Genomic DNA, 13,614 nt, shown 5'->3' on the forward strand with positions numbered 1-13,614 from the left:
CCAGCCGTGGCTGCCTGCGGTCCTTGCAGGCCATGCGCCGCCGGATCGCGCCGATATCCCTGCAATCGCCGTCGAACATTACGAGATGATGCTGGAATTTTACGGACGGGAAGCGGGCCTGCGGCATGCGCGCAAACATCTGGGCTGGTATCTCGAGCGATTTGCACCTGACCTCGCCACGCCCGAGAAGGCCGAAATCATGACATCGCGTGACACGGGCGAGGTGGCGGACCGGTTACGCCGCGCCCTTTCCGCAACTACGGGCGAAGACGCCCCGAGGAAGGCCGCATGAGCGCTGACAAACACAGCCCGGCAGATACGAACCCACTCGCCATGGCGGTGCTGAACGCGGTTCAGAACCCGGTCATTCTGGTCGATGCCGAAGGTTTCATTGCCTTCGCCAATTGGGAGGCAGAAGCTTTTTTCGGCGCCAGCGCTTCGCACCTTGCGCGCTACCGCGTCTCCACCTTTATTCCCTTCGGCAGCCCGCTCCTGGCGCTCATCGATCAGGTGCGGGAGCGCCGCGCGCCGGTGAACGAGTACCGCGTTGACCTGAGTTCGCCGCGCCTTGGTCAGGACAAGCTGGTGGATCTTTATGTCGCGCCTGTCGTGAGCGAGCCCGGCTCCGTCGTGGTCGTCTTTCAGGAACGGTCGATGGCCGACAAGATCGACCGGCAACTGACGCACCGCGCCGCCGCCCGTTCGGTTACCGGCCTTGCCTCCATGCTTGCGCATGAGATCAAGAACCCCCTGTCCGGCATTCGCGGCGCGGCACAGCTGCTGGAGACATCGGTTGCCGATGAGGATCGGGCGCTGACGCGGCTGATCTGCGATGAAACGGACCGTATCGTCTCTCTGGTCGACCGCATGGAAGTGTTTTCCGACGAGCGGCCGGTGGACCGGATGCCTGTCAACATCCACTCCGTGCTCGACCACGTGAAGGCGATTGCCAAGGCCGGTTTTGCCCGAAACATCAAGATTTCGGAGAACTACGACCCCTCGCTGCCGCCGGTTTATGCCAATCGTGACCAGCTTGTGCAGGTGTTTCTTAATTTGGTGAAGAACGCCGCCGAGGCCGTAGCCAACCAGCCGGATGGCGAGATCGTGCTGACGACCGCCTACCGGCCAGGCATCCGCCTCTCGGTTGCCGGCAGCCGCGAACGCATCTCGCTGCCGCTGGAATTCTGCGTGCATGACAACGGCCCGGGCGTCCCGGCCGATCTGCTGCCGCATCTTTTCGATCCGTTCATCACCACCAAGACCAATGGTTCGGGCCTGGGTCTCGCGCTGGTCGCCAAGCTCATCGGCGCCCATGGCGGCATCGTCGAATGCGACAGCCAGAACCACCGCACGACATTCCGCGTATTGATGCCCGTCTCGCCGGAAGTGGCGCTTGACGACAGCTTGCCGAACCCGACAGGAAATGACAGATGACAGCTACGATCCTCGTCGCCGATGATGATGCCGCGATCCGCACCGTTCTGAACCAGGCGCTGAGCCGCGCCGGTTACGATGTGCGAATCACCTCCAATGCCGCGACGCTCTGGCGCTGGGTATCGGCAGGCGAGGGCGATCTCGTCGTGACCGATGTCGTGATGCCGGATGAAAACGCCTTCGACCTTTTGCCGCGCATCAAGAAGGCGCGCCCGGACTTACCGGTTCTGGTCATGAGCGCGCAAAACACCTTCATGACGGCGATCAAGGCCTCGGAAAGGGGCGCTTACGACTACCTGCCAAAGCCCTTTGATCTGACGGAGCTGATCGCCATCATCGGCCGTGCCTTGTCTGAGCCGAAGCGCAAGTCGGCAAAACTCGATGACGACATGCAGGACGGGATGCCGCTCGTGGGCCGCTCCGCCGCGATGCAGGAAATCTACCGCGTTCTTGCCCGTCTGATGCAGACCGATCTGACGCTGATGATCACGGGCGAATCCGGTACGGGCAAGGAGTTGGTAGCGCGCGCGCTGCATGACTACGGCAAGCGCCGCAACGGCCCCTTCGTCGCCATCAACATGGCGGCAATCCCGCGGGACCTCATCGAATCGGAACTGTTCGGTCACGAAAAGGGTGCATTCACCGGCGCTCAAAACCGCTCCACCGGTCGTTTCGAACAAGCCGAGGGCGGCACGCTGTTCCTCGATGAAATCGGCGATATGCCGATGGATGCCCAGACACGTCTGCTCCGTGTTCTGCAGCAGGGCGAATATACGACAGTTGGCGGCCGTACACCGATCCGCACCGACGTGCGCATCGTCGCCGCTACCAACAAGGATCTGAAACAATCGATCAATCAGGGCCTTTTCCGCGAAGACCTCTATTATCGCCTGAACGTCGTCCCGCTACGCCTTCCGCCGCTACGTGACCGCGCCGAGGATATTCCTGACCTGGTGCGCCATTTCATCCAGACAGGCGAGAAGGAAGGGCTGGAGGGCAAGCGTTTCGAGAATGAGGCGCTGGAAGTCATGAAGGCCTATGCCTGGCCCGGAAACGTGCGCGAACTCGAAAACCTGATCCGCCGCCTGATGGCGCTTTATCCGCAGGAAGTCATCACCCGCGAGATCATAGAGCAGGAATTGCAGTCGGATGTGCCGGACAGCCCGCTCGACAAGATGGCTGTCCGCACGGGCTCGCTGACGATCTCGCAGGCGGTCGAAGAAAACATGCGCGACTATTTCGCGAGCTTCGGCGATGGCCTGCCGCCGCCCGGCCTCTATGACCGGGTGCTGCGCGAGCTCGAATATCCGCTGATCCTCGCAGCATTGACGGCGACACGCGGCAACCAGATCAAGGCCGCCGATCTGCTCGGCCTCAACCGCAATACGCTGCGCAAAAAAATCCGCGACCTCGGCGTTTCCGTCTATCGCAGTTCCCGCCCAACCTGACGATGTTGACAAGTCCGTCGTTGTCGTTGCATTTTCGCCACATTGTGTTGCTTGGACAACACTAGGACGCTCAAGATTCGCTAAGCAGCGGATTCGGTCCGACTTTCGTGAATGTGACGCTGGTAGGCCAGCGATTGGGAGTAGTGCATGCGGAAACCCGCCGCCGAAAACGCCGTTGCCGATGAAGCAGCGGGCATGGTGGTTGCCGATCGCCGGATGTCTTTCGCTTTGCCGGGGCTTGTGCTCGCGGGGGTCGCGCTCGTCTGCGCCATCATCACCCTTTTCGTCCTCCTTGGCGTCACACCGATCGCCCCGACCTCGAACGTCGTCATCGCATCGGTCATCATCAATTCGATCTTCGTCATTGGTCTGATCTTCCTGATCGGCCGCGAAATCAATCGGCTGCTCAAGGCCCGGAAAAAGGGAAGGGCGGCCGCACGGCTTCACGTGCGCATTGTCGTCCTTTTCTCCATCGTGGCGATCACGCCCGCCGTCCTCGTCGCCATCTTCGCCAGCCTGACGCTGAATGTCGGTCTCGACCGCTGGTTTTCGCTGCGCACGCAGTCGATCGTCGATTCATCCAGCAACATTGCCCAGGCCTATATGATGGAGAATGCCGGCTATCTTCAGGGCCAGACCCTGTCGATGGCGACCGATCTCGATCGAAATCGTGCGCTGTTTTACCTCGACCGTACCGGCTTTATCGATCTGATGACCCGCCAGGCCAAGGGACGCGGCCTGCTTGGCGCGTTTCTGGTGCAGGAAGACGGCGATGCGGTTGCGCAGGCCGATATCAAGACCGAAAAGCCGCTTCCGGCCATTCCGCATGACGCGCTCGAGAAAGCGGCCGCGGGTCAGCCAACGCTGATACCTCCCGGTATCACCAACCTCGTTGGCGCCATCATCAAGCTCGAAGGCATCAGCGGCACCTTCCTATACACGGTCCGGGCCGTCGACCCCAAGGTCATGGGCGCGATGCGGCTGATGGAGGAGAACCGCGCCGAATACAAGGCCATGGAAGCAGGTCGCGCGCCGCTGCAGATCGCCTTTGCCATTCTCTATCTCGGTTTTGCGCTGATTGTGTTGCTCGCCGCTATCTGGACGGCGATTGCGGTCGCGGACCGGATCGTGCGGCCGATCCGCCTTCTCATCGGCGCCGCAGACAGCGTGGCAACCGGCAACATGCATGTGCTGGTGCCGGTGCGCGCCGTCGATGGCGACGTTGGGCGTCTGTCGCGCACCTTTAATAAAATGGTGTCGGAACTGCGCAGCCAGCAAGAGCAGATCATCGAGGCCAAGGACGACATTGACGATCGTCGCCGCTTCATCGAAGCGGTGCTATCAGGCGTTACCGCCGCCGTCATCGGTGTTGACGAGAACCGCAGGATCACCATCGTCAATCCATCAGGCGAGGAGTTTCTGGCGCAGACATCGGATCAGCTCATCGGCGCACAACTGTCTGATATCGCGCCCGAGATCGAGCAGGTGGTCACGGAGGCCAATACCTGGGCGCGCGGGAACTTCCGAAAGCAGATCAACATCATGCGACGCGGCAAGGAGCGTACCCTGAATGTGCAGGTGACGCGCGAGGATGCCCGCGACAGCCGCGATAGCTACGTCATTACCCTTGACGACATCACCGATCTCGTGATCGCGCAGCGCTCCACCGCATGGTCGGATGTGGCCCGGCGCATCGCGCATGAAATCAAAAATCCGCTGACGCCGATCCAGCTGTCTGCCGAGCGCATCAAGCGCCGCTTCGGCAAGCAGATCGATGAAAACGACCGGGCCATCTTCGATCAGTGTACCGATACGATCGTCCGGCAGGTGGGTGACATTGGGCGCATGGTCGATGAATTCTCCGCCTTCGCGCGCATGCCAAAGCCGACGAAGGAAAAATCCGACCTGCGGGCTATTTTGAAGGATGCGGCTTTCCTGCGCGAAATCAGCGCCGCCGACACGAAATTTTCCACCGAGCTTGGCGATGTCCCGCTGGAGGGCATGTTCGATGCCCGGATGTTGGGTCAGGCCTTCGGCAATCTCATCAAGAATGCGACGGAAGCCATCGAAGCGGTGGAAGGCGAAAAGCGGCCGGGAAAAATCCTGGTGCGCGCGTCGTTCGACGAGGCCAACTCCCGTTTTGTGGCTGATATCATCGACAATGGCCGCGGCCTTCCCGTCGAGAACCGGCATCGCATTCTCGAACCCTATATGACCATGCGCGACAAGGGCACCGGCCTTGGTCTCGCGATCGTCAAGAAAATCATCGAAGAGCATGGCGGGTATCTGGAACTCCATGATGCCCCAGCCGAATTCGACCATGGCCATGGTGCCATGATCCGAGTGCTGCTGCCCTATATCGAGGCGGTCGGCAGCGAAAATAACAAGGAAGCAGCATATGGCGTCTGATATTCTGGTCGTGGATGACGAGGCGGACATTCGCGAAATCGTAGCAGGCATTCTTTCCGATGAGGGCCACGAGACACGAATGGCCTTTGACAGTGACAGCGCGCTCGCCGCCATTTCAGAGCGGGTACCACGCCTGATCTTTCTCGACATCTGGATGCAGGGTTCGAAGCTCGATGGTCTGGCGCTGCTTGACGAAATCAAGAGCCGCCACCCTGAAATCCCGGTCGTGATGATTTCCGGCCACGGCAACATCGAGACAGCCGTTAACGCCATCAAGCGGGGAGCCTTCGACTTCATCGAGAAGCCGTTCAAGGCCGATCGCCTGATTCTGATCGCCGAGCGGGCGCTTGAGAATTCCAAGCTGAAGCGTGAGGTTCAGGAGCTGAAGAAGCGCACCGGCGACGCAGTTGAACTCGTCGGCGCGTCGCTTGCAGTGTCGCAGCTACGTCAAACCATCGACCGTGTGGCGCCAACCAACAGCCGCATCATGATCCTCGGTCCATCCGGTTCCGGCAAGGAACTCGTGGCGCGCATGATTCACAAGAAATCGTCCCGGGCAACCGGTCCTTTCGTAGCGTTGAACGCGGCGACGATCACGCCTGATCGCATGGAGATCGCACTCTTCGGCACGGAGGGGTTGCCGGGCCAGCCGCGCAAGGTGGGCGCTCTGGAAGAAGCCCATCGCGGCGTTCTTTATCTCGATGAAGTCGGCGAAATGCCGCGCGAGACGCAGAACAAGATCCTGCGCGTTCTTGTCGATCAGCAGTTCGAACGTGTCGGCGGCGGCAAGCGGGTGAAGGTGGATGTGCGCATCATTTCCTCGACCGCACACCATCTTGAAAGCCTGATCGCGGAAGGGGCGTTCCGTGAAGACCTCTATCATCGCCTTGCCGTCGTGCCGGTGAAGGTGCCGGCGCTTTCCGAAAGGCGCGAGGATATTCCTTTCCTCGTCGATATGTTCATGCGGCAGATTTCCGAGCAGGCGGGCATTCGTCCCCGCAAGATCGGCGACGACGCCATGGCTGTTCTCCAGACGCATGACTGGCCAGGTAACATCCGTCAGCTGCGTAACAACATCGAGCGCCTGATGATTCTCGCCCGCCCTGAAGGCGGTGACGCGCCGATCTCGGCCGACATGCTGCCATCTGACATTGGCGACATGCTGCCCAAGATCGCGGCGCAGGGCGATCAGCACATCATGACCCTGCCGCTGCGCGAAGCCCGCGAGATGTTCGAGCGGGACTATCTCGTGGCCCAGATCAACCGGTTCGGCGGCAATATTTCCCGCACGGCGGAATTTGTCGGCATGGAACGCTCGGCACTGCATCGCAAACTGAAATCTCTCGGCGTATAAGAAAGTCGGGCGCTTCGCCGCATCGGATTATTCTGGCAGAGAGACAGCATGAAAGTCATCATTTGCGGTGCAGGGCAGGTGGGTTACGGCATCGCCGAACAGTTGTCGCGTGAAGATAACGACGTTTCCGTTATCGACACGGCCGCATCGCTCATCACTGCGATCACCGAAACGCTTGATGTGCGCGGCTATGTCGGCCACGGCGCGCATCCGGACATGCTGGCCAAGGCGGGCGCCGATCAGGCCGACATGATCATCGCGGTGACGCTGCATGATGAGATCAACATCGTCGCCTGCGAAGTGGCGCACGCGCTCTTCAGCGTGCCGACCAAGATCGCCCGCATCCGTGACCAGAGTTATCTGAAGCCGGAATATGCCGATCTCTTCAGCCGTGAAAACATGTCCATCGACGTGACGATTTCCCCGGAGGTCGAGGTCGGCAAGATGGTGCTGCGACGCATCGCGTTCCCCGGCGCAACCGACGTCGTGCGCTTTGCGGATGACACCGTTTACATGCTCGCCATCGAGTGCATGGAAGACTGCCCTGTCATCAACACGCCGCTGCAGCAGCTTTCCAGCCTCTTTCCCGACCTCGTCGCTACGGTCGTCGGCATCTACCGCGATGGCATCCTTAAGGTCGCCAATTCGGCGGAACAGTTGCGGGTAGGTGACCTCGCCTATGTAATATGCCAGCGCCAGCACGCCCGTCGCACCTTGAGCCTCTTCGGCCATGACGAGCAGGAAGCGCAACGCATCGTGATTGCGGGTGCCGGCAATATCGGCCATTTCGTCGCCAGCAAGATCGAGGAGATGCAGCCGAAGACGCGGGTGAAAATCATTGAGGCAGACCGTGACAAGGCCGTGGCAGCGTCCGAACACCTCAGCCAGACGATTGTCATGCATGGCTCGGCGCTCGACCAGAAAATCCTCCTGCAGGCAGACATCCAGGACGCGGACCTGATCGTCACGCTCACCAACAATGACCAGACCAATATTCTGGCCGCCGTCATGGCAAAGCAGCTTGGCTGCAAGTCGAACCTTGCGCTCCTGAACAGTACGTCGTTCCACGATGTCGCAGATTCGCTTGGTCTCGATGCCTACATCAATCCCCGGGCCGTGACAATCTCGCGCGTACTCCAGCACGTTCGAAAGGGTCGTATCCGTTCGGTCTATGCGGTCCAGCGCGGCTCTGCCGAGGTCATCGAGGCGGAGGCGCTGGAAACCTCGCCGCTTGTGGGACAGGCGTTCCGCGACATCGATATGCCCGAGGGGGTACGCATCGGCGCGATCTATCGAGACGGTATCGTCATACGCCCCGACGGCAGCACCAAGATCAAGGCGAAGGATCGTGTCGTGCTTTTTGCATCCGCCGATGCGGTGCGGGACGTGGAACAACTTTTCCGGGTTTCGATACAATATTTTTGACTGTTCCGAATTGAAAATGCGGGTCAATACTCGTAGCCGTCACACTGTTTTGACCGTTGCGGAACGGAACATGATTTGATACCAGAGTTTGAGGTCGGCCAAGCGGGGGACATGACTCGGCCGGCTTATTATTGATTGATTATTTTCCGGTATCCCTGCCGGCAAAAAAGAAAGAAGCGGCGCCATGGCGGAACGTTCTCAAAACCTTCAGGATCTCTTCCTCAACACCGTTCGTAAGCAGAAGATCTCGCTCACGATTTTCCTCATCAACGGCGTCAAGCTGACGGGCGTTGTGACCTCCTTCGACAATTTCTGCGTGCTTTTGCGCCGTGACGGTCATTCGCAGCTGGTTTACAAGCATGCGATTTCGACCATCATGCCCGGTCAGCCGATGCAGATGTTCGAAAGCGAAGAAGGCGCGGCCTGAAGCCTCCCTCTACGCCTATTCGCTTTAGATTGACCCGAAGCGGGAACATTTCCCGTTTCGCGAGGTTCTTTCCAATGGCCGTTCCCGCGGATGCGGTCGGCCGTTAACGTATTAGATAAGGCCGAGCCCATTTCCACACGCGACACCTCGAACGAATCGATCATCCCGGAGCAGGAAAAACGCCGCGACGACATGCGCGCCGTCGTTCTCGTTCCGGTCCTCAAACAGCAGCGTGACAATCGCGATCCGGCCGCACCTGTGGCACCCGGTCGCTCGGTTGAAGCCAAGCTTGAGGAAGCGAAGGGGCTTGCGCTTGCCATCGATCTCGACGTGACACAGGGCCTTATCGTTCCGGTCAACCAGCCACGCCCGGCGACATTGTTCGGAACCGGGAAAATCGAGGAAATCGGTCATCTGCTTGATGAAACCGATTCCGGCCTCGTCATCGTCGATCATCCGCTGACGCCGGTCCAGCAGCGCAACCTCGAAAAACAGTGGAACGCCAAGGTCATCGACCGCACGGGTCTCATCCTTGAAATCTTTGGCCGCCGGGCCTCCACCAAGGAAGGGACGCTGCAGGTCGATCTCGCGCATCTGAACTACCAGAAGGGTCGCCTTGTCAGAAGCTGGACCCACCTTGAGCGCCAGCGCGGCGGCGCAGGCTTCATGGGTGGTCCGGGTGAAACGCAGATCGAAGCCGACCGCCGGCTGCTGCAGGATCGCATCGTCAAGCTCGAAAAAGAGCTCGAGCAGGTGGTTCGCACCCGCCAGCTGCACCGCGCCAAGCGCCGCAAGGTGCCGCATCCGATCGTGGCTCTCGTTGGTTACACCAATGCTGGCAAGTCAACGCTTTTCAATCGCATCACCGGTGCTGGCGTTCTGGCCGAAGACATGCTGTTCGCGACGCTCGACCCGACCCTGCGACGCATGAAGCTGCCGCACGGCCGCACTGTTATCCTGTCGGACACGGTCGGCTTTATCTCGGATCTGCCGACCCACCTCGTTGCGGCCTTCCGTGCCACGCTGGAAGAGGTACTCGAAGCCGATCTGATCCTGCATGTCCGCGACATGTCTGACCCTGACAATGCGGCGCAATCGGCTGACGTGCTGCGTATCCTCAGCGATCTCGGCATCGATGAGAAGGAAGCCGAGCAGCGCATCATCGAAGTCTGGAACAAGGTTGACCGTCTTGATCCGGAAGCGCATGACGCCATCATGCACCGCGCCGAGGGGCGGTCGGATATCCGTGCGGTGTCGGCGATAACGGGCGAGGGCGTCGATGCCCTCATGGACGAGATTTCCAAGCGCCTGTCCGGTGTGCTGACGGAGACGACCGTTCTGCTTTCGGTGGAGCAGCTGCCGCTGATTTCCTGGGTCTACAGCAATTCCATCGTCGATAGCCGTGAAGACCATGAGGACGGATCGGTTTCTCTCGATGTGCGCCTATCGGAAGCGCAGGCTGCGGAGCTGGAGCGCAAGCTCGGCAAGACGACCATCAGCGAGCGGGAAGACTGGGAGCGCTGAGCGCTTCGAAAAGGATGCAAGGATGACGGCGGTGCGATTGGCGGGACGCACAGTTCCTCTGGCGGCGCCAGCCGGAGCACGCGCCGCACCTGCACGATCAGAGTGAAACCGAATCAAGCGAACGCTCGATCCGCTTCGCTGCCTGCCACAGCTCTTCCATTCTCTCGAGGCTCGCGTCTTGCAGCGTCTCCCCATTGACGCTGAGCGATGTCTCGATGTGATTGAAACGTCTGCGGAATTTTGTATTCGTGCCGCGCAGCGCATCTTCCGGATCGGCTTTGACATGCCGGCCGATATTGACGAGGGCAAAGATCAAGTCGCCCAATTCGTCGGAGACCTGTTCCGGCCGTCCCTGCGCCAGCGCCTCGCGCAACTCGGCGATTTCTTCCTCGATCTTGTCGAGGATGGGAGCAGGGTCGGACCAGTCAAAGCCGACACGCGCGGCCTGCTCCTGTAACTTCAAGGCTTCCGTCAGCGCCGGCTGGCTGCGCTGGACGCCGCCAAGAAATCCGGCCTTGAAATCTTCGGTGATGCCACGGCGCGCGCGTCGCTCCGCACGTTCGCGCTTTTCTTCGGCCTTTATCACATCCCATTGCAGCTTCACGCGGTCGGCGGTGTCCGCATCGGAAACAGCAAAAACATGCGGGTGGCGGCGGATCATCTTTGAGGTCACCGCATGCACCACGTCCCCGAAAGCGAACTCGCCCCGTTCCTCGGCGATGCGCGCATGGAACACAACCTGAAGCAGAAGGTCGCCCAGCTCTTCGCAGAGGTCGTCCATATCATTGCGCTCGATTGCGTCGGCCACCTCATAGGCCTCCTCGATCGTATAGGGCTTGATCGTCTCGAAGGTCTGGACGATGTCCCAGGGGCAACCAGTTTCCGGCTGGCGAAGCGCCTCCATGATCTCGATCAGGCGGGAAATATCCTTCGAGGCTTCCATGTGTCTCACACCTTCATGCTTATCAGTTCAGCGGAATATCATTGCCGCTTTTTGAGGACTGGTAGCTGTTCGACAGGTCGTCGTAAGCAGCCTTGATGCGGGCAGTCTGCGCCTTCAGCGTCGTGCGCAGCGGGTCTTCCTCACCCTCCACCAGATCGGCGATGAAAAACGAATTCCAGAAAGCATTGTTTCGGCGATATCCACCCGGCTCCAGCCCGAAGACCTCCTTCAGGATTTTAAGATCATGCGGAATCGCGAAGGCGTCGCGGGAATCCTCATGGCTGAAGAAAGAATAAAAGTTATCGAATCCGGCCCAGGTGATGGCGGACATGCACATGGTGCAGGGTTCATGCGTCGACAGGAAGATCAGGTCCCTGGTGTTGAGCTTTTCGCCCAACTCGTAGAACCGTTTCAGCGTGTGGACCTCGCCGTGCCAAAGCGGGTTTTCAAGCTCGTTATTGGTCTCGGCGACCACCAGTGAAAGGTCCGATTTGCGCAGGATCGCCGCACCGAAGACCTTGTTTCCAAGGCTGACGCCGCGTGCCGTCAAGGGCAGAATATCGTGTTCGATGACATCGAGAAGGCGGGCGGCGAGTGGCTGGTTGGTCAAGGGTCTGATCCTTCGTTCCGCCTTCATGAAAAGGCGGTGTCTGCTTGGGAGACGTCTGCTGCTTGCTGCTGCTCCTTGTTCGGCGCGTACGCGTTTTTGTCAAGGGATTCCCAACTTCCGTGGCACGAGCCAATAGGGCGAAAACGCAACGCCGGTTGGTTTTCCTCCAAAACTGGGGTGTTCGAGAAATAAAAATCCAGCCACCGGAAGGGCTTGAATTTCTGTTTCTTCACCAATGCGCGCCGATGCGGGATATATGTCCAATGCATACAGAACATGATTTCTCCGCTGCTGGCGACCGCCTTTCGACCTTCCCCGCATTTTTCCGGGTTGAGGGACGGCAGGTCGCCGTTTTCGGCAATGGTGACGAGGCTTTCGCGAAGGTCAGACTTCTTTCGAACACCAATGCCCATATCATTGCCTACGCCGACGAACCGGATGACAATTTCGCCCGATATCTCGCTGACAACAGTGTTGACCATCGGGCCCTCGCATTTGCCGAAAATCTTCTCGATGGCGCAACGCTCGTTTTTGCTGCAACCGGTGACGAGCGCCTGGATCGCGACATCGTTGTGGCGGCGCGCGCGCGCAAAATACCCGCCAATGCCGTGGACCAGCCTGAGTTCTGCGATTTCTTCACGCCAGCCCTCGTGACGCGCGCACCGGTCGCTGTCGCTATCGGGACGGAAGGCGCCGGACCTGTTCTCGCTCAGATGATCCGCGCCCGTGTCGACCAGATGTTGTCTCCGTCGCTCGGCAAACTCGCGCGACTTGCGGTGCACTACCGTGATGCCGCGGAAAAGAATGTGCCGAAGGGCGCGTTGCGCCGTAATTTCTGGCGGCGGTTTTTCTCGGGCGCTGTCGCAGATGCGGTGGCGAATGGCGACACGCTTACCGCGCACCAAGCGGTCGAGCGACTTCTCGATGCGCCGGAAAGGGCGGAGGGACGTGTCTGGCTTGTCGGTGCTGGACCGGGCGCGGAAGATTTGCTGACATTGCGCGCGCAGCGCGTTCTGATGGAAGCCGATGTGATCGTTTATGATGCCTTGGTCCCGCAGGCGATTGTCGATATGGGCCGCCGCGATGCCGAGCGGCTTTCCGTCGGCAAGCGAAAAGGCTGTCACAGCAAGTCGCAGGACGACATCAACCGCCTGCTGGTCCGTCTCGGCAGGCAAGGCATGCGCGTTGTGCGTCTGAAATCCGGCGATCCGCTGGTCTATGGCAGGGCGGGTGAGGAAATGGCGGCGCTTCGCGACGCGGGCATCGCTTATGAGATCGTCCCCGGCATCACATCGGCATTTGCCGCGGCTGCGGACTTCGAATTGCCGCTGACCTTGCGCGGCGTTGCATCGTCACTCATCTTTACCACAGGCCATGATCTGGCGGGCGACGTTCTGCCGGATTGGGCGCGTCTTGCAGTCTCCGGCGCGACAATCGCCGTCTACATGGGCCGCAGCGTCGCCGCCTCGGTGGCCAAGCGGTTGATGGACGCAGGTCTCGCCGTTGAAACGACTGTTGCCGTCATCGAAAATGCCAGCCGCGCGGACCGCCGCCTGCTGCACGGCACGTTGAACGATCTGCCCGACCTTGAACATCGCGATGAAATGACCGGCCCTGTCATGGTCATTATTGGCGATGCGGTTGCTGGCGCAAATTTTGAGAAGTCCGAATCGCTTGCTCTTTCAGGAGCGCCGGGGGACTTGAAACGGGAGTATGTGAATGGCTGACAAGGTTTTGACCGCCAACCGCCTGAGCGATGGCATCGCTGTCTGGCTGGATGCCAATGGCGAATGGACCGAGAAGCTGCAGGACGCGCTGGTTGCGCGCCATGCCGAAGCCGTTGCTTCGCTCGAGGAGATCGGCAAACGCGACTTTTCTGCCAACAAGGTCGTTGACGTGAACATCATCGATGTTGTCGAGGAGAAGGGACAGCTGTGGCCGACGCGTCTTCGTGAGCGTATTCGCGCCGCTGGCCCGACCATGCACTATGCTGCCGGTTACAAGCCGGCCGATGCAGCCTTTATCGCAGTCTGAGGAAGA

At 59.9% G+C, this 13,614-nt stretch carries 13 protein-coding genes; 10 read left to right on the forward strand and 3 right to left on the reverse strand.

Going from position 1 to position 13,614, the window contains the following annotated elements; all coding sequences use genetic code 11:
- From ACUTJJ_RS10485 to hflX, 8 genes are all read left to right on the forward strand, one after another.
- Window positions 1-292, forward strand: a 292-nt coding sequence (locus ACUTJJ_RS10485; protein WP_445542086.1) for a tRNA-dihydrouridine synthase, incomplete at its 5' end; no start/stop codon positions are given.
- The gene (locus ACUTJJ_RS10490) at window positions 289-1,434 is read left to right on the forward strand and encodes a two-component system sensor histidine kinase NtrB (protein WP_063949021.1); all 1,146 of its coding nucleotides are present in this window, start codon (window positions 289-291) and stop codon (window positions 1,432-1,434) included. The genes ACUTJJ_RS10485 and ACUTJJ_RS10490, both read left to right, overlap by 4 nt.
- Window positions 1,431-2,882: a nitrogen regulation protein NR(I) gene (gene ntrC / locus ACUTJJ_RS10495; protein ID WP_445542087.1), complete on the forward strand. Its 1,452-nt coding sequence runs from the start codon at window positions 1,431-1,433 to the stop codon at window positions 2,880-2,882. The genes ACUTJJ_RS10490 and ntrC overlap by 4 nt, the downstream gene beginning before the upstream one ends.
- Window positions 2,883-3,029: 147 nt before the next feature.
- Entirely contained in the window at window positions 3,030-5,291 is a 2,262-nt protein-coding gene (locus tag ACUTJJ_RS10500; protein ID WP_063949019.1) for a sensor histidine kinase NtrY-like, read from the forward strand.
- The gene (ntrX, locus tag ACUTJJ_RS10505) at window positions 5,281-6,645 is read left to right on the forward strand and encodes a nitrogen assimilation response regulator NtrX (protein WP_063949018.1); all 1,365 of its coding nucleotides are present in this window, start codon (window positions 5,281-5,283) and stop codon (window positions 6,643-6,645) included. Before ACUTJJ_RS10500 ends, ntrX begins: the two co-directional genes overlap by 11 nt.
- Window positions 6,646-6,666: 21 nt before the next feature.
- The gene (gene trkA / locus ACUTJJ_RS10510; protein ID WP_296071254.1) at window positions 6,667-8,070 is read left to right on the forward strand and encodes a Trk system potassium transporter TrkA; all 1,404 of its coding nucleotides are present in this window, start codon (window positions 6,667-6,669) and stop codon (window positions 8,068-8,070) included.
- Between the two features lie 184 nt (window positions 8,071-8,254).
- Entirely contained in the window at window positions 8,255-8,497 is a 243-nt protein-coding gene (hfq, locus tag ACUTJJ_RS10515) for an RNA chaperone Hfq (protein WP_003496145.1), read from the forward strand.
- A 90-nt stretch (window positions 8,498-8,587) separates the two neighbouring features.
- Window positions 8,588-10,021 carry a GTPase HflX gene (gene hflX, locus ACUTJJ_RS10520; RefSeq protein WP_172801603.1) on the forward strand — a complete coding sequence of 478 codons (1,434 nt, stop codon included), beginning with the start codon at window positions 8,588-8,590 and terminating at the stop codon, window positions 10,019-10,021.
- Window positions 10,022-10,118: 97 nt separating this feature from the next.
- On the opposite strand, the gene mazG is transcribed toward hflX, so the two are convergent.
- The 3 genes from mazG to ACUTJJ_RS10535 are packed head-to-tail and all read right to left on the reverse strand — an operon-like array spanning window position 10,119 to window position 11,807.
- A complete protein-coding gene (mazG, locus tag ACUTJJ_RS10525) occupies window positions 10,119-10,964 on the reverse strand; it encodes a nucleoside triphosphate pyrophosphohydrolase (protein ID WP_445542088.1) in 846 nt (281 codons plus the stop codon).
- Window positions 10,965-10,986: 22 nt separating this feature from the next.
- Entirely contained in the window at window positions 10,987-11,601 is a 615-nt protein-coding gene (locus ACUTJJ_RS10530; protein ID WP_371417804.1) for a deaminase, read from the reverse strand.
- Window positions 11,598-11,807 carry a hypothetical protein gene (locus ACUTJJ_RS10535; RefSeq protein ID WP_445542089.1) on the reverse strand — a complete coding sequence of 70 codons (210 nt, stop codon included), beginning with the start codon at window positions 11,805-11,807 and terminating at the stop codon, window positions 11,598-11,600. The genes ACUTJJ_RS10530 and ACUTJJ_RS10535 overlap by 4 nt, the downstream gene beginning before the upstream one ends.
- A 30-nt stretch (window positions 11,808-11,837) precedes the next feature.
- Between ACUTJJ_RS10535 and cysG the strand changes: the two genes are divergently transcribed.
- Complete coding sequence (gene cysG, locus ACUTJJ_RS10540) at window positions 11,838-13,301, forward strand: siroheme synthase CysG (RefSeq protein WP_445542090.1); 1,464 nt, start codon at window positions 11,838-11,840, stop codon at window positions 13,299-13,301.
- Window positions 13,294-13,608, forward strand: coding sequence for a DUF2849 domain-containing protein (locus ACUTJJ_RS10545; protein ID WP_063949014.1), 315 nt, complete (start codon window positions 13,294-13,296; stop codon window positions 13,606-13,608). The genes cysG and ACUTJJ_RS10545 overlap by 8 nt, the downstream gene beginning before the upstream one ends.
- Window positions 13,609-13,614: the final 6 nt, after the last annotated feature.

The sequence above is a fragment of the Agrobacterium sp. DKPNP3 genome, from assembly GCF_052686535.1.